The sequence below is a fragment of the Prochlorococcus marinus XMU1402 genome (genome assembly GCF_017696205.1).
GTDB lineage: Bacteria > Cyanobacteriota > Cyanobacteriia > PCC-6307 > Cyanobiaceae > Prochlorococcus_A > Prochlorococcus_A marinus_AC.
This window is the reverse complement of the sequence record NZ_JAAORD010000001.1, coordinates 687,544-708,412: the sequence shown is the minus strand read 5'-3', so window position 1 is coordinate 708,412 and position 20,869 is coordinate 687,544. Positions and strand designations below refer to the sequence as shown.

Genomic DNA, 20,869 nt, shown 5'->3' with positions numbered 1-20,869 from the left:
ATGTATATATTAGAAATTTACTTAAAAAAGATTCATATTTTAAAAGTGAAATCATATATCAATAGAGCCATCACCATTTCTACCCCAAACAACCATAGCAATTGAAAAAGTAAAAATTGCAGCTAATGCGGCCCATCCGAGTTGAAAGATCATTAGATTTAAAGCATTTAACCAAATATAACAGAATTTCAAATATTTTTAATCATTTCTTAGCTAAATTTAAAGTCTCAGAAACACAATTTCATAATATAGAATAACAAAATGGGCAGGTTAGTATTAAACCATAGTACGAACATAGATGGTTTAATTCCTATATTGAGAAAATTAGCTCTTAACACAAATATCAAGACAATAACTCCTGCCGTGATATCCCAAGCAAGAGGAAGATCATCAAAATTGACTATAAGATTATCGGTTAAAACTATTAACGGATATAAAGCCATTGCAAGAAAGGGGAAAACAGCTCAAGAAGTTTTTATTTCAACAGACTTAAGTAAAGATGAATTAAAAGAAATTATAGACATTTATAATGGTAATTAGATTTAATCTTTATTCAAAGTTACTAAAGTATCCAGAAAATCAATGAAATTAGCAATAAATTTGTGTTTATTTTTATTCGTTTTAGTCATATCCGGCGATAAATCCTTCTCTTTAACTGATTACCAAATAAAAAGATTTTGTAAGAATGAGAAGAGGCACTTAACTTGCATAAAAAATTTGCGAAAGAAAAGATTCGATCTAAATAATGGTAAATTAATTGAAGTACCAGTAATACCTTTCAAGAGATAAATATATCTTAAATTTCAAATTCTGATTCAAAAAGATTAAAAGAATTTTTATAATTTGTCAGAAGTCCTTCTGAATCTTCATTAAATCCCTGTTGATCATAAGCTTCTTTTAAAACATCATATAAGTAGACAACTTCATTGAAAGCAGTCATGTATTCTTTTTGTATATCTTCATCATCTATATCATAGATTTTTGCCAAAACTAGTTCAACATTTTTTTTTGATGAATATATTTTTTTCTCGAAATCTTTATTTAACTTCCTTCTTTTTTTTTGCCATCTACAAATTTTTTTAAATACAAATTTACAATACTCAAATTCATAGATAAATTAAATTAAAACTTATAAAATAAAATATAGTTTCCAAATCAAAATAAACCTTTTATATTTCAATTAGATATTTGATGATATGAGTAAACAAGGAAAAAATAATCCCAAAGAGATCAGAAACCAAAATTATGAAACCAAGAAAATGAATACCTCTGAAAACTCAAATAAAAAGAAAGATAGAGATCTTCCATGGTGGGTAGAGCTGTTATTTGTGCAGATTGGTTTACCAGATAAGTTACTAATAAAAATATTAAAAGCCAAAAGAGAATCTAAAGAATTAATTAAAAATGAAAAAAAGTTAATAATATTATTTTTGTTTGGAATTACTTCATTGGCATATTTTTATCCAGTTATTAAACATGCAAAAAATAAATTAGATTGTGAAGCTATTGCTAAAAATTATATTATTAAAAATAAAAATTCAATAGGGCTTAAGCTTAATAAAAGAGAATTAAAAATGTTATCAACAAATTTTTGCTATGGTGGTGAAGAAATCGATAAATTTAAAGATTAAAAAAATTTTTACTCATTTCCTAATAATACCCTTCAAAATATTATAATAACCAATCAAAGTTTAATTAAATTTAGATTTTATCCTATGACTGATATAAGACAAAAGAAAGACAATGTAAAAATGCATTTAAAAGATCTTAGGCAAAATTTAAAGCAAATGCATTTAGCCGTTACAGAAGAATTATTATTACCTCATCCAGATGAAGTAAAAACATTAATGAATAAAATGGATCAATTATTAAAATTGATAGAATCAAAATAAACTATAAACTTATAATTATCAATAGATAAACAAATGAAAAGAATTAAACAATTTACAAAATTATTTTTTCTTTTAGTTTTCTTAACTTCTTGTAAAATATCCCAAAATAATGAAAATCCCATAATCAATTCTGATGGGAAAAGTAATAATAATAACAATTTAGAAAAAAAGAAAATGGAAATAAAGTTTTCCTGTGGAGAAGATGGAATTTCAGAATACCTAGATGATGGTTGGGTTATTTTAAAAGAAGATTCTCAAGAAAAAATTTGTACATGGAAATCTGTTCCTGCCACAAAAGATTGTGATATGGAAAAAGATAAAGGATGTAAATTAACAAAGCCAGATAAGATAGGAGTAGAGAAAACTTATTTATTAGAAAAATAGCTTTTACTTATGACTCAAAAATCAGAATATTTATCAGATTTAATTTTTAAGAAATTAAAGAACTATAAGAAAAAAGAAATCTATTTAGAAAAAGACAATTTAAGAAAATTTATTTTTTCACTTATAAACGGTAAATGAATCGAAAGAGAAACATGAAAGGGATGGTATTATAAAAAAAAATTTAAATTTTTGACTTTGTATAATCTTTCTTCTCTAACAATTATTCTAATAATTATCTTTATAATAAGCCTTTATTTTTTATATAAGATTACTTCTAATGAAAAAAATTAAACAAAAATATTGATAAGTCTTTTAGATTGTTGGATCCTCTCGAAGTAGTAAGATATTTTGCTCACTTAAACCATTATTGATCCATTCCTTGTATTCTTCAAAAACACATTTTCTATCAGTACTATCTAATAAATTAATCCTTTTTTTTGCATTTTCTAAAGCCTCATTTATAGACAATTCGTAATCTTTGTGATTCTCTTTCATACTTTTATTTTTAATATTAATAAAAATAATTACTCACTCTGTATTAAAAATAACAATAATTAGCTTTCATTTGATAAGAGTATCAAGCAATACGGAACATTTTTTTATATATTTGTGATAATTTAATTTTTATAAAACTATGTCATACGAAGCTGGCAGTAAGGAATGCAGACATTTAATTGAAGCTAAAGAGAGTCTTTTATCAGCGATGGATGCTTTAAGCAATATAAATTCAACTGATTTATTACAAATCCAAATCAAAGAAATTTACAACAAATTAGAAAAGATGCACGATAATCGTAAAGAAATAGAATCCGCAACTAATTATTTATAATTATTCTATTTATTTCAATATTGGCTTGTTATCTTTTTTAATTCCTTATCTGATAATAAATCGAATAAAGCATCAAGTTGTGCATGAACTTCTTTTGCTTCATTTAAGTCTGGTAACAAATCATCTTTGATAAGCATTTGATGCATCTCTCTAAGTTCTAACCTTATGTATCTTAGGTGTGAACTTACTTCCTCTCTTTTAGTTGCACTCATACTTGCTTCTTACTAAAAATATTATACAATATTGAGTTTTTATAAAACTTTAATAAATTTAATTAGATAAAAAATATAAGAGATTTGATTATTCATCAAAAGCTTTTTAAAGTTTATATGTAGTATTATATATTTGATGAAAAACAAACAATCAAAAAAGAATAAGAAGAATTCAATTAAAAAGAATCAAGAAATAGGTCAAACTAAAAATTCTGCAAAACTAGTGCTTTTTATATTTGGAATAGGTCCAATAATTGGCATAACAATATTTTTATACAGCAAGGGATTTTTTAATTCACCAAACATGTGAATTTTGAGTATCGGAATTATTTTTAAAAAATTACTGAAATTTTTTTAATGAAAAAATCCTAAATTCAACCATTTTTCTTGCATTTTCAGGATTGGAGACTAAAAAAGGATGTTCAGATAAATGTTCAAATACTTTATCAATCTTTAATCGTAAATCATCGCAATTAATTCTTTTCCATTCCTCATCAAATGACATTGCGAAGCTGTCGGCATTATCGTAAAGTTTATCTTTCATGGAATTAGAATTTAGATAAAAAAGATCTTGAATTTTTGTCCTAAGTTGAAAGCGTAATTATTTGAAGCGTCTAAAAATAACTTAATTACTAATAAATTACAAATAAAGAAACTACTTTCTATGAAGGCTAATAAAAATTATACGTTCTTTCATGGCTTAAATTTACACTTATTACTATGTCCCAAAATCTGATTTAATTTGACAGAAGTGTTACAATAACGACATAATATATTTTTCAATGGATAATAAAGTAAAAAGAATAGGATATCTCCCTAGAAAAAGGGTACTAGAAATTATTGATGAAATATCCAAAAGTGAATCTATAAGTAGATCTAAAGTTGTTGGAATATTGGTTGAGGAAGCATTGGATGCGAGAGGGATTGCAAATTTTGGATTTGGCAATGTTAGTAAATCAAATCTATTTAAATCTGACACTTTAAAAGAGATACAAAATAAGAATATGCATTTAAAAGATGCAGAAGATGAATTTGTTGATGATAGTGGTTACACAGTTTCTTCTAACAAAACAATAGATCGCTCAATATCATCTGCAGATATTGAATTAGCAAATAAAATTAATATTCTCAAAGAATCTGGACTAATATAACTTCCATTAAGAATTTATCTTCTTTTTTAATGCATAACATCCAATCATTGTTTATTCTAAGTCAAGAATAATATTCTTTTTAAATAATTCGAATATTAAATCCTTTCTAATATTAATTTGTAATTAAAAAATGAAAGATATTAAATGTCCCTCATGCGGCAAAACTTTCCGAATTGAACCAAGCAGCTTTCAAGAAATACTTGATCAGATAAAAGACAAAGAATTTAATAAACAAATAAAAGAAAGACTTCTTTTAGCTGAAGAAGATAATAAAAAAGCTTTGGAAATTTTAAAGCGAGAGTCGAAAATACAGTTAATAGAGCAAAAAATTATTAAAGAAAATGAGATCAAAACTCTTGAATCTAAACTAAATATCGCTGAAGAGAAGAAAACGAATGCTCTAAATGAATTAAGAAGTCAAGCAACAAATAAAATTAATTCTCTAAACAATGAGTTAAACAAATTAAAGGATGAAATTAAAAACCAGACTTTAATTTCAGAATTATCTTTAAAAAATAAAATTAAAAATGCAGTTTCTAATTTAGAGAAAGAAAACTTATCATTAACGAATTCCATTGAAAGGATGAGTCTTGAACAATCAATTAATGAAAAATTAATTGAAGAAAAGTTTAAAAGCAAAATTAGTGAAAGGGACCTAACTATTAAAGAGTTAAGAGAAATGAAATCTAAATTATCTACAAAGATGGTAGGGGAAACCTTGGAAATCCATTGTGAAACACAATTTAATCTTAATCGTGCTTCTGCATTTAAAAACTCATATTTCGAAAAGGATAATGACGCCACTTCAGGAAGTAAAGGGGACTATATATTTAGAGAATTTGATGAAAATAAAACAGAAGTCGTATCAATAATGTTTGAGATGAAGAACGAAAGTTTAAATGGAACTAATAAAAGAAAAAACGAAGATTTTTTAAAAGAATTGGATAAAGATAGAAGGCAAAAATCTTGTGAGTACGCAGTACTCGTCTCTCTATTAGAACAAGATAGTGAACTATATAATTCAGGCATAGTAGATGTTTCTCATAGATTTCCAAAGATGTATGTCATAAGACCTCAATTTTTCTTGCCGATAATTTCTCTTCTAAGAAATGCATCTATGGAAACCTTAAAATACAAAACACAAATTGATTTAATGAAACGCGAGAATTACGACATAACTAATTTTGAAAGTACTCTTGAGCAATTTAAAAATGCCGTTGGAAAAAATGTTTCACTGGCCCAAGATAGATTTAATGATGCAATTTCAGAAATTGATAAATCAATAACCCATTTACAAAAAACTAAAGAGGCTTTAATTCTCTCGAAAAAACATCTTTTATCCGCTGACAGCAAATCTCAAGATTTAACAGTAAAGAAATTAACTAGAAATAACCCAACCATGCAAAAAAAATTTAATGATTTAAATAATGTCGAAGATGAAGTAGCCTAATTAAAAAAAGTTTTTAAAATTAATAATAATTAAAAATACATTTAATTTCTAATTTATAAATATACTATAAATAAATAATTTCATAGAAAAGAAAATAATGTCTATCAACACTCCTATTTTCAGTATTGCCAAAGATCTTAATGTCGAAAGTAATAGAATATTAATAGCCTGCAAGAAACTTGGAATCAATGCAAAAGGTGCTACAAAAAGATTAAATAAAGAAGAATTAGAAAAAATTAAAAGTTATTTTGAAACGGGCAAAAATGTGTCAGATGAAGTGATCAATTTAAATAAAGTTAAAACTAAAAATAGTTCTAAAAAAATTGTAGAAAAGGTAAAGATAAAATACTTTACTAACAGACTTATTCGTAAATCTTAAATAAAAATTATTTTTTTATTTACTTAAATGAAATAAGCCACAGAAGAAAAAAATAATAATTTATTATAAGTAAAAATACTTAAAATGAGCATAAGAAAAATTTTGAATTCTCTTGAAAAATCCTGGGAAAGAGATGATATTCTTTTAAATATAAAGAAGGGATTAGAGACAGATGAGATAGTTAATGAATTTCTTATGAAAAACGAAAGACAAATTAAAGAATTAAATTCTTTATTAAGGCCAGAAGATATTGAATTATTAAATCAAGTAGAAAAACTCTCAACTTGCGAATTTAAATTAATAAATGAGATTAAAAATTTAAATTACCTAGAAAACAATGAAAATCATCAAATTATCAACAAAAAAAAGATTGTGCCATCTAATAGAGTTTCTTTCAACAAAATTAGTTCATTCATGATTAATTGGAGTAACAAATTTGTAGTTATTGCTTTACTAACAATTTCAGCCATAGCTTTATCAAAACAAGCGTGGGCATAATTAGCTAAATTAACTTCATTGTAAGAGATGTAGTTTTGAGAACTAAACAAGAATATTTAATTAGATATAAAGATGGAAGTCTTTATTGTGAACTTGCTGATATTTGGATTGATCCAAGCAAGCCAGTAAAAAAGGCATTAATAACTCATGCTCATTTTGATCACTTTACATTTGGCTGTGAAGAATACATTTCTACTAGGGAAACTGCGATACTTCTTAAAGAAAGAGTTGGAGATAATATCAAAATTAAGACTTTTGAATATGGAGAGGAATTTAAGATAAATGGCATTAATATTTCTTTTCATCCATCCGGTCACATTCTTGGATCTAGTCAAATAAGGTTTATTTTTGCTGAAGAAAAATGGCTAATTTCAGGTGACTTTAAGCTTCAAAAAGATCAGACTTGCAAACAATATGAAATAGTAAAAACTGATTATTTAATAAGCGAATGTACTTTTGGTTTGCCAATATTTAAGTGGGATGAATCAAATAAAATAGCAAATGATATTTCAAAATGGATAACTAATTCACCAGAAAAAACTTCTTTACTTTTCTGCTATTCACTTGGAAAAGCTCAGAGATTGTTAAACGAAATTAGTCAAACAAATTTTAAAGGCAATATTTATTCCCATGGCAGTATTCACAAAATGAACAATAGTTATAGGGAACTTGGAATTGATATTAAAGATACTATAAAAATTGAAAATAAAAAAAAGATAGATGAACTTAAAGGGAGTCTAATATTATTACCGCCATCTTTAAGTAAGGGTTCTTATTTAAAAAATTTCAAAAACATTCAAACAGCTTTCGCGAGTGGATGGATGTCAATAAGAGCTCTAAGAAAAAGATCAGGATATGATAAAGGATTCGCAATCTCTGATCATGCGGATTGGGATGGAATTCTGGAAGTAGTAAAAAAGTCTGAAGCAAAAAATGTATTTTTTCATCATGGAGATAGTGAAGCCTTAAGTAAATATTTAGTTGAAAAGGAATCAATAAATCTCCTTTTATTAGATAAATAAATATGAGCTTAAAAAAGTTTTCAGAATTATTTGGCGATCTAGATTCAATTAATAGTACAAATGATAAAATTGAAATTTTAAAGAATTATTTTTTATCTAATGATCCAATAGATAATTCATGGGCAATATATTTACTAACTGGAAAAAGTAATAAGAGATTTATTAGTGGAAGATATTTAAAAAATCTTTTTTCTCAAATATATGAATATCCTCAATGGTTAATTGATACATGTTATTTAAAAGTTGGTGATTCTGCTGAGGTAATAACGTTATTACTTAAAAATAAAAATAATTCTAGAAAAAAGAAATTATCAAATATAAGTCTCAATGAATTACTAAGTGAAACAATACCTGCATTATCAAAACTTAATGAGGACGAGAAAAATTTAGAAATTAAAAATCTTTGGGAAACATTACCAAAAGATAACCATCTAATTTTTAATAAAATTCTTACAGGCACTTTTAGAGTAGGAGTCTCTATCGGATTAATCACAAAATCAATATCAAAACTAATTAATATTGAGGAAGAGATTATTTCTCATAGGTTGATGGGTGATTTTAAACCTTCAATTGATTCATATAAATTTTTAATTAACAAGAAAATCAATCTTAAAGAGTTAAATTCCAAACCATTTCCATTTCTTCTAGCAAATACTATTGAAGATAAAATCTTCAAAAATTCAATAAATGATTTTCAATTTGAATGGAAATACGACGGTATAAGGATGCAATTAATTAAAAGATCTGGCAATGTTTCGTTATGGACAAGAGGGCAAGAATTAGTAAATGAATCATTCCCAGAATTAGTAGAGAAGATGTCACATATAAAAGATGATTTTGTTCTTGATGGGGAATTATTAGTTTGGAATTATAAAGAACAAATTGCCTTTGATTTTTCTTTACTTCAAAAAAGAATAAATAGAAAGTCTCCTTCTAGATCAATCCAAATAAAATATCCAATTATTTTTATTGCTTATGATCTTTTAGAGATTAATGGGAGAGATATAAGAGAAATTAAATTAGAAAATAGAAGAATTGAGTTAGAAAAATATTTTTCAAAATGGCAAATTAAAACTGAGAATAATATCTCTGATATTTTCAAAATATGTGATTTAATCTTTCCTAAAGATTGGCCTGATGCTTTAACTTATAAAGAAAAATCTCGAGAAAATAATACTGAAGGATTAATAATTAAGAAAAAGACTTCTATATACTCCTCTGGTAGAAAGAAAGGTTTTTGGTGGAAATATAAAGTTGATCCTATGCAACTGGATGCTGTTCTAATTTACGCTAAGAGCGGTAGTGGCAGAAGAGCTGGTCTGTATACAGATTACAGTTTTGCATTATGGAAAGACAAAGAATTAATTAAATTTGCAAGTGCATATTCTGGTTTAACGAATATTGAGATTAAAGAGCTAGATAAATGGATAAGAAAAAATACCATAGAAAAATTTGGTCCTGTTCGATCGTTAAAACCAGAAATGGTATTCGAAATATCTTTTGAGAAAATACAAATTTCTAAACGTCATAAGTCAGGCATAGCAGTACGATTTCCAAGAATAACAAAATGGAGAAAAGATAAAAAAATTAATGATGCAGATAGCCTAGAGAATGCTTATGAACTAATGAAAAAAAAATCATGAAAAATATTACGGAAAATAATAAGCAAAATTATTTAATTTCTAAAATTAAACAGTTTTTCTCCACAAATGGATGGGAGCCACTACCCTATCAGATCGAATCTTGGGCAGCATTTTTAAATGGAGAGAGTGGAATAATACAAGTTCCTACTGGATGCGGCAAAACTTATGCTGCATTAATGGGACCTCTATCAAAGATAAAAGATCCCAAAAATAATAAAAGTGTGAATATATTATTAATAACCCCTTTAAAAGCACTAAGTAGAGATCTAAAAAACTCTATACAATTAGCAGCTTTGCATTTTAATAAAGAAATCACTGTTGAAATTAGGAACGGGGATACAACCCCATATGAAAAGAAAAAGCAACTAGCTAAACCACCTAATATTCTTATTACCACTCCAGAGTCTTTATCTCTTTTAATTTCTAATAAAGAATCTAATAATCTGTTCAAGGAGTTGTCATCAATAATTATTGATGAATGGCATGAATTGATGGGTAGTAAAAGAGGAAACCAGTGCGAGTTATCTTTAAGTTGGCTAAGAGGTAATATAAAAAATTTACAAATTTGGGCAATGTCTGCAACTATTGGAAATATTGAAGAAGCAGCCAGAGCAATAGTTGGGATGAGCGCTATTAAACCCAAAATTATAAGTTCAAATATTCAAAAAGAGATAGAAATTATAAGTGTTTTACCAGAGGAAGAAACTACCTTTCCATGGAGTGGGCATCTTGGGATTAGAAGTCATTCTTCACTATTAAAAATCCTAGATAAAAATAAAAGCACCTTATTATTCACCAATACGAGAAATCAATCTGAAAGATGGTATCAATGTCTTAAATTTTTTCTCCCAGAGATGGAAGACAAAATTGCACTTCATCACGGTTCCCTGGATAAAGAAGATAGAAAAAGAGTTGAAGAAGGGGTTAAGGACGGATTGATAAAATGGGTAGTCTGCACCAGCTCTTTAGATTTGGGAGTTGACTTCCAACCTGTAGATCAAATAGTTCAAATTGGTAGTGCAAAGAATTTAGCCAGACTTATCCAAAGAGCGGGAAGAAGTGCTCATAGACCAGGTGGAAAATCGAAAATAATTTTTATGCCTACTAATTCTTTAGAGTTATTAGAGATTAGTGCAATGAGAAGAATAATAAAAAGTGGTATATCTGAGGAAATTAGACTTCCTGAATTATCTTATGATGTGCTTCTACAACATCTAATAAGTTTGGCATGTGGAAATGGCTTTGATCCGAAAATTGAGAAAGAAAGAATTAAAAATTGCTGGAGTTATAGAAACTTTAAAGATCAAGATTGGAATTGGTGTCTTGACTTTTTAGAATATGGAGGAAAATGTCTTAAAGCATACCCAAAATATAAAAAGATAGTTAAAGAAGAATCACAAATTAATAATGAAAACTTTAAGTATTTTGTAAAAGACAAATCTTTAATAAGAATGCATAAGTTCAATATTGGGACAATTACGAGTGACAAATTTGTGAATGTCAAATATATGAAAGGTAGATCTTTGGGTAATTTAGAGGAAAATTTTGCTTCAAAATTAAATCCCGGGGATACATTTTACTTTGCCGGTAAAATGCTTCAATTTGTAAGAATAAGAGATATGATTTTGTACGTTAAAAAATCAACAAAAAAAAGTTCTCTAATTCCTGCATGGGTTGGAGGTCAAATGGCAATTTCTGATCTACTTTGTGAGAGTTTGAGAAAAGAAATAGATATATGCAACGAACTAGAAAATTATGATTACTTAAATCCTGAACTAAATTCATTACGCCCAATATTCCAGAAACAAAAAGTTCTTTCAAATATTCCAAAGAAAGATGAATTCCTCATAGAAATATATAAAACCAAGGATTTATCAAATCTTTTTGTTTTTACACTTGATGGCAAATTTGTAAATGAAGGAATTGCATTTCTATGGGCTTTAAGATTAGCAAAATTAAAACAATCTACATTTACTATTGCTGCTAATGATTTTGGATTCAGCTTAACTACTTCAGAAGATTATGATTTTTCCATAATTAAAAAAGAAGCTGATTATTTTTTGGATAACAAAAAATTAGAAGAAGATCTAGAAAATGCAATTAATTTTTCAGAATTAACAAAACGTAGATTTAAAAATATTGCCCAGATAAGTGGACTAGTAAATCAAAATAATCCAACCAAAACAAAAACTTCCTCCCAACTTCAAATAAGTTCTAGTCTTTTCTACGATGTCTTTTCTAAATATGAAGAAGGCCATCTTTTGATTAAACAATCGCATCAAGAAGTTAGAGAATATCAATTAGAAAATAAAAGAATATCTAGATCATTAGAAAGATTAAAAAATTTAAAAATTCTATTAAACGAGATAAAAACTCCAACTCCTTTTGCTTTCCCTTTATTAGTTGAAAGACTTAAAAATACTTTAAGCAATGAACCAATAGAAAAAAGAGTAGAAAAACTTATAAAAAAATATAGTGATTAAATGAAAAAAAGTTCTTTTAAATTTAGTTGGGAAGATACATTATTAGAGATGCTTCCTTCAAGAGCTTTATTTCTACCAGAAACAAAAGAATTATTAATATGCGATATTCATCTTGGGAAAGCTGAGTATTTTCAGCAAAATGGTATACCACTTACTAATAATTCAGATAAAAATAATTTCGCAAGAATAAAAAAAATAGTAAAAAGATATAATCCTGAGAAGTTAATAATATTGGGAGATTTATTCCACAGCAAATATTCAATAGATAAATCTCTTCAAAAAAAAGTTGAGGACCTTCCTGAACTACTAAAAACTAACGTTGAACTAGTCCTAGGAAATCACGATGTAGGTTGTGATATTAAAAATATAAAAATTTTTGACATTAAAAAGACTAAAAATATTACTTTCAGCCATGAACCAGTTAATTTAGAAAACAATAAAACCTTGAATATTTGCGGACATTATCATCCAAAAGTTTACTTAAAAAACAATGGAGATAAATTATCTTTTAGATGTTTTGCAATGGATATAAATAAAAATGTTTTATATTTACCTGCTTTTGGAGACTTAACAGGAGGTTATCCTTGCAAAAAGTCATTTAGAAAATGGGCAGTTGTTTCTGAAGAAGAAATTATCCAAATTAAATCTTAAGAAAAATTCTACTAAAGTGAACTATTTTTTTCATTTAGATATACCAATTTATACTTAACAGTCTCATTTAGATTTTTTATCGAATAAATTGATTCAATAATACATCTCTCAAATAACAATAGATTATTAAAAATTTATAAAGCTAATGCCCCTTCCTTTAGCAGACAATCCACGTTATAAAAAAAATAAACACTTTTTATAGAAATGAAAAAATTAATAGCCTTGATTTTGTTTCCATTTCTTTTAATCCCATTTGAAGCAAAAGCAAATGAGAATTTTTCCGTTGAGATAGAGGCCCTTACGCTCGTAATGGAGCAATATAAAGAAAATACTGAATCAAGGAATGGAGTAGATATAAAAGATAAAAAGCCAATTTACATGGCTCTTAAGCAAGACGAATGCAATGCCACTGTTGAAGTTACAGAAAAAACAGGAATAGAGGTTGTAAATACTGAATCTTTTGATGTAAATGTCTGCTTGAAAGAAATCTATAAAGTAATCAACTAAATAAGTAGGCTATAAAATATTAAAAAAAAAAATTAAAGAGGTCTTTTACTTAAAGAAGGTAAGACCTCGAGACCTAACAGAAAACTTTGGAACGGGTTCTGTATACCCAATTAATAACTTCAACAGAATTGAAGAGGTGTAATTAAAAGTACAAAACCTAAAAATTTTTTTTAAATAATTATTTCTTCTTTGATAGTGTTTGCGATTCTTCTCTAGACATTAAAGCTTCTATTTGAGCAAGAACTTTTTGAAGTTCATCCGTTTTTGTAAGAGAAGCTTCTGCCACTTCTCTTAATTTTTCTAACTGTTCTTTAGTTTTATCCATGATAAATAAATTAGAAATTAACCACTTTTAAAAATGGTTTTAATACAGATTTTTCACTCCCACACAGGTTCATATTCTCTCTTTTTTTTATAAAGTCAAATAAATTTCCTTTTTTGAAGGTTTTATGAGGACTTCCAATTAATTCTTTATTTATTATTGAAAACATAAGATTACCTGAAATAGAAAGACTTTCAAATTATGAAGTAAATACAGGCAAACCTATTGTTGCAGTAGTTATTAGAGCCCCTGCAAAAATCAAGAAAGGTAGAAAAGGAAAGTTTTTCAACTGTAGAAATGCTAATTCGAAATAACTATATAGGTATTTATACTGTTTGTCTACCCCTTACCTTTCTAAAAGGTAAAAATCTTTCTTTTATAAGTAAAAATTAAACATTAACCAAATTTACCAGATATGTATTCCTGAGTAGTTTTTTCTTTTGGAGAGTTAAAAATTTTCTTTGTCGAATTAAATTCAGCAAGATAACCAACCTTTCCTCCATCACCATCTTCATATTCAATAGCATTAAAAAATGCAGTCATATCACTAACTCTTAAAGCCTGCTGCATATTATGTGTAACGATAATTATTGTGTAATTCTTCTTAAGTTCATGCATTGTCTCTTCTATTTTCAAAGTAGAAATAGGATCCAAAGCTGAGCATGGTTCATCCATGAGAATTATTTCAGGTTCAATTGCGATGGTCCTTGCTATACATAGTCTTTGTTGTTGTCCACCAGATAACGAGTAACCACTATCATTCAATTTATCCTTACATTCGTCCCATAAAGCTGCTTTTCTAAGTGAACTTTCCACTAATTCATCCATATTTCCAGTAAAACCATTAATTCTTGCTCCAAATGCAATATTTTCGTAGATAGATTTAGGAAAAGGATTAGGTTGTTGAAAGACCATTCCTATTCTTCTTCTTACTTCAACTGGATCTACTCTTTTATCGTAAATATTAGTTCCATCAAAGAGGACTGTTCCTTTCAGTGAACAATTAGGAATTAAATCGTTCATCCTATTTAATGATCTAAGAACAGTTGATTTACCACAACCTGAAGGTCCAATAAGAGAGGTTATATTTCCTTTTTTAAAGTTACAAAATACATTTCTTACAGCTTCGAAAGTTCCATAACTAATAGAGACATTCTCTAGAGATAAAATGATATTCTTTGGTGTTTTTTTATTAGTTTTAATCATTTATACTCGCTTGGTTTTCTCAGTAAAAGCGGCCAATATCCTTGAAAATATATTTACTGATAGTATCGATAAAACAAGAATAAAGGAAGCTGCCCAGGCTAATTTATTCTGAGCATCGTATGGTTCTAAAGCAAAATTGTATATTAATACCGCCAAAGAACCCATCTCATAAAACAAGTCTCCAAAGCCTGTTATGTAGTAGTAAGAGAATAAAGCCGTAAAAATCAAAGGTGCTGTTTCACCTGCAGCTCTTGCGATTCCAAGTACAACGCCAGTAGCAATAGACCTAAATGCAGAGGGCAAAGTAACTTTCAATATAGTTGTATACATACTTGCTCCAACTCCAAGAGAAGCATATCTCAACTCATTAGGAACAAGCTTTAAACCTTCATCAGTCGTCTTTATCACAGAAGGCAACATCAATATTGAAAGCGCCATTCCTCCAGCCAAACCGCTATACATACTTCCAAATAAGATCTTTGTTGAAACAATTAAGGCATAAATAAATACACCGGCAATTATTGAGGGGACTCCCGCTAAAACATTTACCCCGAATCTGATAAACCTTGAAAAAGCACCGCTTTTAGAGTATTCAGCTAAATATATGCCACCACCAACACCTACTGGTATAGCGATAATTGAAGCAATGGTAGTTATTATTAATGTGCCTATTAATGCAGGGTTAATACCTCCTGCATCTAAATCATCTCCAGGAGGATTTGGTTCTAAAGTAAATAGTTCTAGTGTGATTTGAGATCCACCTTTGTAAAGGATATAAGTCACTAGAAAAATCAAAGGAAGTATTGCTATCAATGCACAAATTACTGATAAAGAAGTAAAGAATTTATCTCCTATATTTCTTGATAATCTTTTCTGATAATAAAGTGAATTCATAATTACCTAATATTTGAGACTAAATTTCTTAACTAGCCATTGCGCAAAGATATTGACCACCAAAGAAAGGATCATCAGTACAAAAGCCGCATAAAAAAGTGATGAAACCTGACTACCATCAGCTTCACCAAACTGGTTTGCAAGCATGGAGGAAATGGTATATCCAGGAGATAATAGAGACCAACTAAATGCATTAGAATTTCCAATAATCATTGTTACAGCCATGGTTTCACCCATTGCTCTACCTAAAGCCAATAGAACTCCTGCCATAATTCCTGATAATGCTGCCGGCAAAATCACTGAAAATATTGTTTTCCATCTACTTGCTCCAATTCCATATGCTGCATTTCTCAGCTTTTTAGGTACCTGATTAAGTGAATCCCTTGCAATGGAGGTCACTATTGGCAAAAGCATTACTACTAAAATCAATATTGCTAACAAAGAATTCCTGCCTGTTGGTTCTGTACTGAATAATGGTATCCAACCAAAGAAATTGTGTAAAAAGACAAAAAAGGCTCTAAAAAAAGGTTCCATAACAAATATTGCCCAAAGTCCTAATACAACTGATGGAATTGCTGCTAATAATTCAACAAAAGAACCTATTATTTCTCTAAAAACTTTAGGTACAAAGTCCTCGGTAATAAATATTGCAGTACCAACTCCTAGAGGAATAGTTATTAATAACGAAAGAAATGAAGTTACTAATGTGCCATATATTGCAGTAAAAGCTCCGTATTCATCTTTTACTGGATTCCATTCAGAGGTTACTAAAAACTTCAAGCCATACCTTGAAAAAGATTCAAATGACTGAAAAAAGACTACTAAAATAATTCCTAAAAGTATTATTGCTACGAAACTAGACAAGACTAGAGAAGTATTCTTGAAAATAATATCTATATTTTTTTCGATACCGAATCTTTTACGATTCTTGAAAAGAGTTAATTTCTCTTCCATTAAAAAAAGAATATCTCTATAAATCTACTACTAAATGTTGTAAAAGACTTTAAGAGGGGTTAAAGGTATAAGAAAGTCATGAAAAGTAAACATCCTTAAAGTTAATTTTTTCAAAAATTTTTCTCTTTAACTTTACTTAACCATAGGTGAATATTATTAACTAAATAGAAACTGAGGGGATGATTAATTACAGGGAATTCATTGCTCAAATCAAATATAAAGAAGTAATATCTTCCCCTGTATATTTTATTCCTGTTTTGCTTCTATCCATAATGATTATTATTGAAGGTTTTCACATCTTTAATCACAAACAAAATTGCAAAACTAAAGCTGAGTGGATGGAACAATCAGGAATGACTTATGACAGGGAATCAGAAGTTAATTAATAAAATCTAAAATATAATTTATTCGCAGCAACGTTTTCTATTTGAGGAATAATCTGTCAAAGAAAATATCCATTCCTTGATCAATAAGAGAGATTCTTTATTTAGGCTGTAGTACACCCATCTACCTTCTTGTCGGTCTGTGATAAGACCAGCCTCCTTCAATATTTTTATGTGATATGAAATTCTTGATTGAGATAAATTAGTTAATTTCATAATATCGCATACACAAACTTCTCCATCCATCATTAGGTCAATTATTTCTAGCCTAAAAGGATCAGAAAATGAAACCATCAACTTAGATATATTTTCTTTTTTTACTTTGCTACTCTCTTTTAACAATTTTAAAGTAATTAAATCCACTTAAATATAGCTCAAGTAAAAAAGATTTCATTAAAAAAAATATTGATACATCAAAATATTTTGATGTATAATTTATCTAGGAGATTTCATAGTGATGAAAATTGGAATTAATGGTTTTGGAAGAATTGGTAGATTAGTTTTCAGAGCATTATGGGATAGAGCTGATATAGAAATAACTCACATTAATGAGATAGCAGGAGATTCGAATGCCGCTGCGCATCTACTCGAATTCGATTCAGTCCATGGTAGATGGGTGAAAGATATAAAGGTCAAAGAAGAAGCAATAATAATTGATGGAAAGAAATTAGCTTACACATCTTTCAAAAATTACCTAGATGTTCCTTGGGAAAAATCTTCTGTAGATATTATTTTGGAATGTACAGGAAAGAATAAAAAGCCAGACAAACTAAATCCCTATTTTGATTCTCTAGGGATGAAAAGAGTAATAGTAGCTTGTCCAGTCAAAGGAATTGTTGCGGAAGCTAAATCACTTAATGTTGTTTATGGCATAAATCAAAGTCTTTATGACCCTTCCAAACATAAATTAGTAACTGCAGCATCCTGCACTACAAATTGTTTAGCTCCGATAGTAAAGGTGATTAATGAAAATTTTTCAATTAAACATGGCGCTATTACAACTATTCACGATGTAACGAACACTCAAGTCCCTGTAGATTTTTATAAAAGTGATTTGAGGAGAGCAAGAGGATGTATGCAAAGTTTAATACCTACTACTACTGGATCTGCCAAAGCTATCGCTGAGATCTTTCCAGAATTAAAAGGAAAATTAAATGGCCATGCTGTAAGAGTTCCTCTACTTAATGGTTCTTTAACAGATGCAGTTTTTGAATTAAATAATAAAGTGACAGTTGAACAAGTAAATTTGGCACTTAAAGAAGCTTCAGAAACTTATTTAAAAGGAATTCTTGGCTACGAAGAAAGACCTTTAGTTTCTGCAGATTATGTAAATGACTCTAGAAGTTCAATAGTTGATAGTTTATCAACGATGGTTGTTAATTCAAATTTATTAAAAATATACGCTTGGTATGACAACGAGTGGGGCTACAGCTGCAGACTTGCAGATCTTACTGAATATGTAATCAAAAAAGAGATTTAATTTATGTCTTTATGAAGTTATCTAATATTCAACAATATAGTGTTGTAACAGCAAACTATTGGGCATTCACGCTCACTGACGGCGCATTAAGATTATTAGTTGTTGGTCACTTTCATGAGCTAGGTTACACAACTCTACAAATTGCTTTACTTTTCCTTTTTTATGAGTTTTTTGGAATAATTACTAATCTATATGGTGGTTGGATAGGAGCAAGATATGGTTTAAGGCTTACTTTATGGATTGGGACTATCCTTCAAATCATTGCTCTTTTCATGCTTATTCCAGTTAAGGAGGATTGGCCAATAATATTTAGTGTCGTATACGTTATGGTTGCTCAAGCAGTCAGTGGGATAGCAAAAGATCTAAACAAAATGAGTGCTAAAAGTGCTGTTAAGACGATAGTTCCAGAGACAAATGATGGCAATGATACTGGCCAAAAACAACTTTTTAAATGGGTTGCTATTTTAACTGGTTCTAAAAATGCTCTTAAGGGAGTTGGCTTTTTCTTAGGTGGACTTCTATATAAGTTATTTGGATTCAATAATGCTGTAGGAATTATGGGTTTTGGACTCTGCTTAGCCTTTTTATTGACATTAATTTTGCCTGGAGAAATTGGCAAGATGAAAACCAAACCAGCTTTTAATGATCTTTTTTCAAAATCAAATGCAATAAATATTCTTTCAGCAGCAAGATTCTTTCTTTTTGGAGCAAGAGATGTTTGGTTTGTTGTAGCTCTTCCAGTATTCCTAGATATGGCATTTGGTTGGGACTACATGGAGATAGGATTATTTCTTGGGGCCTGGGTAATAGGTTATGGAATTGTTCAGGCTTCGGCTCCAGCAATTAGAAAGATGTGGGGCCAGAAAGAAAGTCCAGATCGTAAAGCTATCCAATTTTGGAGTGCCGTATTAATGGTCATACCGTCTTTGATAGGAGTCGCATTATGGAGAGAAAGTTCTCCATCGATAGCAATAATTTTAGGACTTACTATTTTTGGATTTGTTTTTGCAATGAATTCCTCCACACATTCTTATATGATTTTGGCCTACTCTGATAATGAAAAAGTCAGTTTAAATGTTGGCTTCTATTACATGGCAAATGCGGCTGGAAGACTAGTTGGAACATTACTATCTGGCTTACTATTTATGATTGGGAGAAATCCGAGTATTGGTCTTCAATATTGTCTTTATTTTTCATCACTTCTAATATTATTATCTTGGATTTCGAGTCTTAAATTACCATCAATCAAACAAAGCTTATCATCACCATAAAAACTAATTTTTAGAAATTAGAGTATTTAAATGACAAAAATATCCTTAATTGAACTTGCAAAAATTTTTCTAAAAATTGGTATTTTCAGTTTTGGAGGACCATATGCTCATATTTCTTTATTCGAAGATGAACTTATAAATAATAAAAAATTAATCTCTACACAATCTTTTGAAAAAGGTATTGGTTTATGTCAATTGCTTCCTGGGCCAATATCCACTCAATTAGCAATATATATAGGTCTTAAAATTAATGGTTATCTTGGTGGATTGATATCCGGTTTATGTTTCATTATCCCAGGATTCATTTCGGTATTAGTTCTTAGCTTTTTTTGGCAAATTTATTCAGGATCAGAATTTCTAAATGATTTAATTTATTTTAATCCTCCTATTATTGCAGGAATAATTTTTTCATTTGCATTAGTTCTTTTAAAAAAAAGATTAAAGTTAGATCGAGTATTATTCTCTAGCTCAATCTTATTTCTACTTATATTTGCAAAATATAATAGTATTCAATTTCCTCTCATAACAATTCTTACTATTGCAGGTTTGATAAATATTTTCTTACAGCAATGGAAAAATATTTTTTATAGCTTGGTTCCTTTATCTATATTTTCAACAACCTCATTTTTAACTAGCTCAATCTTTTTGTATATTGCCAAGTTTTATAATTTTTTAAAGCACTCTACAAACTCAAAGTTTTTAATAGATTATCTTAATCTGTTTTTTTTCTTCTTGAAATCGGGACTTTTTATTTTTGGAGGGGGATTAGTAATCATTCCTCTAATGAGTGATTATGTTGTCTCACAAGGATGGTTAACAAATAATGAATTTATAGATGGGATAATGATTGGCCAGATAACACCTGGTCCTGTCTTATTAACTACAAGTTTTATTGGATACAAAGCTGGGTTTTCGGTCGGAGGATTAAATGAAGCTTTAAAGTATTCATTTATATCAACTTTTGCAATTTTTTTACCAAGTTTTTTATTGATTTTTGTTTTTGGAAAAGCCTTCATAAAAAACAGAATTAAATCGATTAATTACTTTATCGAAGGAGTAATCAATACAATTCCAGGAGCAGTTATTTTCTCTGGCTTTAATTTAATTGAAAATAGTTTTTCATCAAAATTCTTTTTAATTAGCTCTATTTTTATAGTTTTAATCTCCACACTATTATCTTTTTTTAAAATAGTTCCAACCTACATACTTATTCTTTTTTCTTTAATATTAGGTTTGTCAAAATATTTGTTCGCATAAA

Annotated in this window: 30 protein-coding genes; 20 read left to right on the top strand and 10 right to left on the bottom strand. The window is 28.5% G+C overall.

Annotated elements, in window-relative coordinates; translation table 11 throughout:
* Positions 1–51 precede the first annotated feature (51 nt).
* Positions 52–153, bottom strand: coding sequence for a cytochrome b6-f complex subunit PetN (gene petN, locus HA141_RS04055; RefSeq protein WP_041710582.1), 102 nt, complete (start codon positions 151–153; stop codon positions 52–54).
* Positions 154–261: 108 nt separating this feature from the next.
* On the opposite strand from petN, the gene HA141_RS04050 reads away from it, so the two are divergent.
* Both HA141_RS04050 and HA141_RS04045 read left to right on the top strand, forming a co-directional pair.
* The gene (locus tag HA141_RS04050; protein ID WP_209117131.1) at positions 262–540 is read left to right on the top strand and encodes a DUF2103 domain-containing protein; all 279 of its coding nucleotides are present in this window, start codon (positions 262–264) and stop codon (positions 538–540) included.
* Positions 541–582: 42 nt separating this feature from the next.
* Positions 583–789, top strand: coding sequence for a hypothetical protein (locus tag HA141_RS04045; RefSeq protein ID WP_209117129.1), 207 nt, complete (start codon positions 583–585; stop codon positions 787–789).
* A 7-nt stretch (positions 790–796) separates the two neighbouring features.
* On the opposite strand, the gene HA141_RS04040 is transcribed toward HA141_RS04045, so the two are convergent.
* Positions 797–988 (bottom strand): hypothetical protein, encoded by a 192-nt coding sequence (locus HA141_RS04040; protein WP_245157272.1) that lies wholly within the window; start codon positions 986–988, stop codon positions 797–799.
* A gap of 208 nt (positions 989–1,196) precedes the next feature.
* On the opposite strand from HA141_RS04040, the gene HA141_RS04035 reads away from it, so the two are divergent.
* From HA141_RS04035 to HA141_RS04025, 3 genes are all read left to right on the top strand, one after another.
* Positions 1,197–1,631: a hypothetical protein gene (locus tag HA141_RS04035; protein ID WP_209117127.1), complete on the top strand. Its 435-nt coding sequence runs from the start codon at positions 1,197–1,199 to the stop codon at positions 1,629–1,631.
* An 84-nt stretch (positions 1,632–1,715) separates the two neighbouring features.
* Complete coding sequence (locus HA141_RS04030) at positions 1,716–1,892, top strand: hypothetical protein (RefSeq protein WP_209117125.1); 177 nt, start codon at positions 1,716–1,718, stop codon at positions 1,890–1,892.
* A 33-nt stretch (positions 1,893–1,925) separates the two neighbouring features.
* Positions 1,926–2,276 carry an alpha-2-macroglobulin gene (locus HA141_RS04025; protein WP_209117122.1) on the top strand — a complete coding sequence of 117 codons (351 nt, stop codon included), beginning with the start codon at positions 1,926–1,928 and terminating at the stop codon, positions 2,274–2,276.
* Positions 2,277–2,588: 312 nt separating this feature from the next.
* Here HA141_RS04025 and HA141_RS04020 read toward each other — a convergent pair whose 3' ends face one another.
* Complete coding sequence (locus HA141_RS04020) at positions 2,589–2,771, bottom strand: hypothetical protein (RefSeq protein ID WP_209117120.1); 183 nt, start codon at positions 2,769–2,771, stop codon at positions 2,589–2,591.
* Positions 2,772–2,910: 139 nt separating this feature from the next.
* On the opposite strand from HA141_RS04020, the gene HA141_RS04015 reads away from it, so the two are divergent.
* Positions 2,911–3,105: a hypothetical protein gene (locus HA141_RS04015; protein ID WP_209117118.1), complete on the top strand. Its 195-nt coding sequence runs from the start codon at positions 2,911–2,913 to the stop codon at positions 3,103–3,105.
* Positions 3,106–3,119: 14 nt separating this feature from the next.
* On the opposite strand, the gene HA141_RS04010 is transcribed toward HA141_RS04015, so the two are convergent.
* A complete protein-coding gene (locus HA141_RS04010) occupies positions 3,120–3,317 on the bottom strand; it encodes a hypothetical protein (protein WP_209117116.1) in 198 nt (65 codons plus the stop codon).
* 136 nt (positions 3,318–3,453) lie between these two features.
* Between HA141_RS04010 and HA141_RS04005 the strand changes: the two genes are divergently transcribed.
* Positions 3,454–3,627, top strand: coding sequence for a hypothetical protein (locus HA141_RS04005; RefSeq protein ID WP_209117114.1), 174 nt, complete (start codon positions 3,454–3,456; stop codon positions 3,625–3,627).
* Between the two features lie 30 nt (positions 3,628–3,657).
* On the opposite strand, the gene HA141_RS04000 is transcribed toward HA141_RS04005, so the two are convergent.
* Positions 3,658–3,861: a hypothetical protein gene (locus HA141_RS04000; protein WP_209117112.1), complete on the bottom strand. Its 204-nt coding sequence runs from the start codon at positions 3,859–3,861 to the stop codon at positions 3,658–3,660.
* Positions 3,862–4,099: 238 nt separating this feature from the next.
* Here HA141_RS04000 and HA141_RS03995 point away from each other — a divergent pair, with 238 nt between their 5' ends.
* From HA141_RS03995 to HA141_RS03955, 9 genes are all read left to right on the top strand, one after another.
* Positions 4,100–4,468 carry a CopG family transcriptional regulator gene (locus tag HA141_RS03995; protein ID WP_209117110.1) on the top strand — a complete coding sequence of 123 codons (369 nt, stop codon included), beginning with the start codon at positions 4,100–4,102 and terminating at the stop codon, positions 4,466–4,468.
* Positions 4,469–4,598: 130 nt separating this feature from the next.
* Positions 4,599–5,918: a DUF2130 domain-containing protein gene (locus tag HA141_RS03990; protein WP_209117108.1), complete on the top strand. Its 1,320-nt coding sequence runs from the start codon at positions 4,599–4,601 to the stop codon at positions 5,916–5,918.
* A 97-nt stretch (positions 5,919–6,015) separates the two neighbouring features.
* Positions 6,016–6,297 carry a translation initiation factor IF-2 N-terminal domain-containing protein gene (locus HA141_RS03985; protein ID WP_209117106.1) on the top strand — a complete coding sequence of 94 codons (282 nt, stop codon included), beginning with the start codon at positions 6,016–6,018 and terminating at the stop codon, positions 6,295–6,297.
* Positions 6,298–6,381: 84 nt separating this feature from the next.
* A complete protein-coding gene (locus tag HA141_RS03980) occupies positions 6,382–6,795 on the top strand; it encodes a competence protein ComC (RefSeq protein WP_209117104.1) in 414 nt (137 codons plus the stop codon).
* A 35-nt stretch (positions 6,796–6,830) separates the two neighbouring features.
* Positions 6,831–7,817 (top strand): ligase-associated DNA damage response exonuclease, encoded by a 987-nt coding sequence (locus HA141_RS03975; protein ID WP_209117102.1) that lies wholly within the window; start codon positions 6,831–6,833, stop codon positions 7,815–7,817.
* Positions 7,818–7,819: 2 nt separating this feature from the next.
* A complete protein-coding gene (locus HA141_RS03970) occupies positions 7,820–9,460 on the top strand; it encodes an ATP-dependent DNA ligase (RefSeq protein WP_209117100.1) in 1,641 nt (546 codons plus the stop codon).
* Entirely contained in the window at positions 9,457–11,943 is a 2,487-nt protein-coding gene (locus HA141_RS03965; RefSeq protein WP_209117098.1) for a ligase-associated DNA damage response DEXH box helicase, read from the top strand. The genes HA141_RS03970 and HA141_RS03965 overlap by 4 nt, the downstream gene beginning before the upstream one ends.
* Complete coding sequence (gene pdeM, locus HA141_RS03960; protein WP_209117095.1) at positions 11,944–12,594, top strand: ligase-associated DNA damage response endonuclease PdeM; 651 nt, start codon at positions 11,944–11,946, stop codon at positions 12,592–12,594. It abuts the gene before it with no gap.
* 204 nt (positions 12,595–12,798) lie between these two features.
* Entirely contained in the window at positions 12,799–13,101 is a 303-nt protein-coding gene (locus tag HA141_RS03955) for a hypothetical protein (RefSeq protein WP_209117093.1), read from the top strand.
* A 178-nt stretch (positions 13,102–13,279) separates the two neighbouring features.
* Here HA141_RS03955 and HA141_RS03950 read toward each other — a convergent pair whose 3' ends face one another.
* The 4 genes from HA141_RS03950 to pstC form a co-directional block, all read right to left on the bottom strand.
* A complete protein-coding gene (locus HA141_RS03950; protein ID WP_002808068.1) occupies positions 13,280–13,426 on the bottom strand; it encodes a hypothetical protein in 147 nt (48 codons plus the stop codon).
* 393 nt (positions 13,427–13,819) lie between these two features.
* Positions 13,820–14,629, bottom strand: a complete 810-nt coding sequence (gene pstB / locus HA141_RS03945) for a phosphate ABC transporter ATP-binding protein PstB (protein WP_209117091.1) — start codon at positions 14,627–14,629, stop codon at positions 13,820–13,822.
* The gene (gene pstA, locus HA141_RS03940; RefSeq protein ID WP_209117088.1) at positions 14,630–15,523 is read right to left on the bottom strand and encodes a phosphate ABC transporter permease PstA; all 894 of its coding nucleotides are present in this window, start codon (positions 15,521–15,523) and stop codon (positions 14,630–14,632) included.
* Between the two features lie 6 nt (positions 15,524–15,529).
* Positions 15,530–16,477, bottom strand: a complete 948-nt coding sequence (gene pstC, locus HA141_RS03935) for a phosphate ABC transporter permease subunit PstC (protein WP_209117086.1) — start codon at positions 16,475–16,477, stop codon at positions 15,530–15,532.
* Between the two features lie 179 nt (positions 16,478–16,656).
* On the opposite strand from pstC, the gene HA141_RS03930 reads away from it, so the two are divergent.
* Positions 16,657–16,863, top strand: coding sequence for a hypothetical protein (locus HA141_RS03930; RefSeq protein WP_209117083.1), 207 nt, complete (start codon positions 16,657–16,659; stop codon positions 16,861–16,863).
* Positions 16,864–16,881: 18 nt separating this feature from the next.
* Here the strand turns inward: HA141_RS03930 and HA141_RS03925 are convergent, their stop codons facing one another.
* Positions 16,882–17,223, bottom strand: coding sequence for an ArsR/SmtB family transcription factor (locus tag HA141_RS03925; RefSeq protein ID WP_348535307.1), 342 nt, complete (start codon positions 17,221–17,223; stop codon positions 16,882–16,884).
* 94 nt (positions 17,224–17,317) lie between these two features.
* Here HA141_RS03925 and HA141_RS03920 point away from each other — a divergent pair, with 94 nt between their 5' ends.
* The 3 genes from HA141_RS03920 to chrA are packed head-to-tail and all read left to right on the top strand — an operon-like array spanning position 17,318 to position 20,868.
* Positions 17,318–18,340, top strand: coding sequence for an ArsJ-associated glyceraldehyde-3-phosphate dehydrogenase (locus HA141_RS03920; protein WP_209117927.1), 1,023 nt, complete (start codon positions 17,318–17,320; stop codon positions 18,338–18,340).
* 11 nt (positions 18,341–18,351) lie between these two features.
* Complete coding sequence (gene arsJ, locus HA141_RS03915) at positions 18,352–19,611, top strand: organoarsenical effux MFS transporter ArsJ (protein ID WP_209117081.1); 1,260 nt, start codon at positions 18,352–18,354, stop codon at positions 19,609–19,611.
* A 30-nt stretch (positions 19,612–19,641) separates the two neighbouring features.
* Complete coding sequence (gene chrA, locus HA141_RS03910) at positions 19,642–20,868, top strand: chromate efflux transporter (RefSeq protein WP_209117078.1); 1,227 nt, start codon at positions 19,642–19,644, stop codon at positions 20,866–20,868.
* The last annotated feature ends 1 nt before the right edge of the window (position 20,869 follow it).

Coding starts and splice junctions, on each gene's coding strand:
- petN (WP_041710582.1), bottom strand. CDS start 153: ATGATCTTTCAACTCGGATGGGCCGCATTAGCTGCAATTTTTACTTTT.
- HA141_RS04050 (WP_209117131.1), top strand. CDS start 262: ATGGGCAGGTTAGTATTAAACCATAGTACGAACATAGATGGTTTAATT.
- HA141_RS04045 (WP_209117129.1), top strand. CDS start 583: ATGAAATTAGCAATAAATTTGTGTTTATTTTTATTCGTTTTAGTCATA.
- HA141_RS04035 (WP_209117127.1), top strand. CDS start 1,197: ATGAGTAAACAAGGAAAAAATAATCCCAAAGAGATCAGAAACCAAAAT.
- HA141_RS04030 (WP_209117125.1), top strand. CDS start 1,716: ATGACTGATATAAGACAAAAGAAAGACAATGTAAAAATGCATTTAAAA.
- HA141_RS04025 (WP_209117122.1), top strand. CDS start 1,926: ATGAAAAGAATTAAACAATTTACAAAATTATTTTTTCTTTTAGTTTTC.
- HA141_RS04020 (WP_209117120.1), bottom strand. CDS start 2,771: ATGAAAGAGAATCACAAAGATTACGAATTGTCTATAAATGAGGCTTTA.
- HA141_RS04015 (WP_209117118.1), top strand. CDS start 2,911: ATGTCATACGAAGCTGGCAGTAAGGAATGCAGACATTTAATTGAAGCT.
- HA141_RS04010 (WP_209117116.1), bottom strand. CDS start 3,317: ATGAGTGCAACTAAAAGAGAGGAAGTAAGTTCACACCTAAGATACATA.
- HA141_RS04005 (WP_209117114.1), top strand. CDS start 3,454: ATGAAAAACAAACAATCAAAAAAGAATAAGAAGAATTCAATTAAAAAG.
- HA141_RS04000 (WP_209117112.1), bottom strand. CDS start 3,861: ATGAAAGATAAACTTTACGATAATGCCGACAGCTTCGCAATGTCATTT.
- HA141_RS03995 (WP_209117110.1), top strand. CDS start 4,100: ATGGATAATAAAGTAAAAAGAATAGGATATCTCCCTAGAAAAAGGGTA.
- HA141_RS03990 (WP_209117108.1), top strand. CDS start 4,599: ATGAAAGATATTAAATGTCCCTCATGCGGCAAAACTTTCCGAATTGAA.
- HA141_RS03985 (WP_209117106.1), top strand. CDS start 6,016: ATGTCTATCAACACTCCTATTTTCAGTATTGCCAAAGATCTTAATGTC.
- HA141_RS03980 (WP_209117104.1), top strand. CDS start 6,382: ATGAGCATAAGAAAAATTTTGAATTCTCTTGAAAAATCCTGGGAAAGA.
- HA141_RS03970 (WP_209117100.1), top strand. CDS start 7,820: ATGAGCTTAAAAAAGTTTTCAGAATTATTTGGCGATCTAGATTCAATT.
- HA141_RS03965 (WP_209117098.1), top strand. CDS start 9,457: ATGAAAAATATTACGGAAAATAATAAGCAAAATTATTTAATTTCTAAA.
- pdeM (WP_209117095.1), top strand. CDS start 11,944: ATGAAAAAAAGTTCTTTTAAATTTAGTTGGGAAGATACATTATTAGAG.
- HA141_RS03955 (WP_209117093.1), top strand. CDS start 12,799: ATGAAAAAATTAATAGCCTTGATTTTGTTTCCATTTCTTTTAATCCCA.
- HA141_RS03950 (WP_002808068.1), bottom strand. CDS start 13,426: ATGGATAAAACTAAAGAACAGTTAGAAAAATTAAGAGAAGTGGCAGAA.
- pstB (WP_209117091.1), bottom strand. CDS start 14,629: ATGATTAAAACTAATAAAAAAACACCAAAGAATATCATTTTATCTCTA.
- pstA (WP_209117088.1), bottom strand. CDS start 15,523: ATGAATTCACTTTATTATCAGAAAAGATTATCAAGAAATATAGGAGAT.
- pstC (WP_209117086.1), bottom strand. CDS start 16,477: ATGGAAGAGAAATTAACTCTTTTCAAGAATCGTAAAAGATTCGGTATC.
- HA141_RS03930 (WP_209117083.1), top strand. CDS start 16,657: ATGATTAATTACAGGGAATTCATTGCTCAAATCAAATATAAAGAAGTA.
- HA141_RS03920 (WP_209117927.1), top strand. CDS start 17,318: ATGAAAATTGGAATTAATGGTTTTGGAAGAATTGGTAGATTAGTTTTC.
- arsJ (WP_209117081.1), top strand. CDS start 18,352: ATGAAGTTATCTAATATTCAACAATATAGTGTTGTAACAGCAAACTAT.
- chrA (WP_209117078.1), top strand. CDS start 19,642: ATGACAAAAATATCCTTAATTGAACTTGCAAAAATTTTTCTAAAAATT.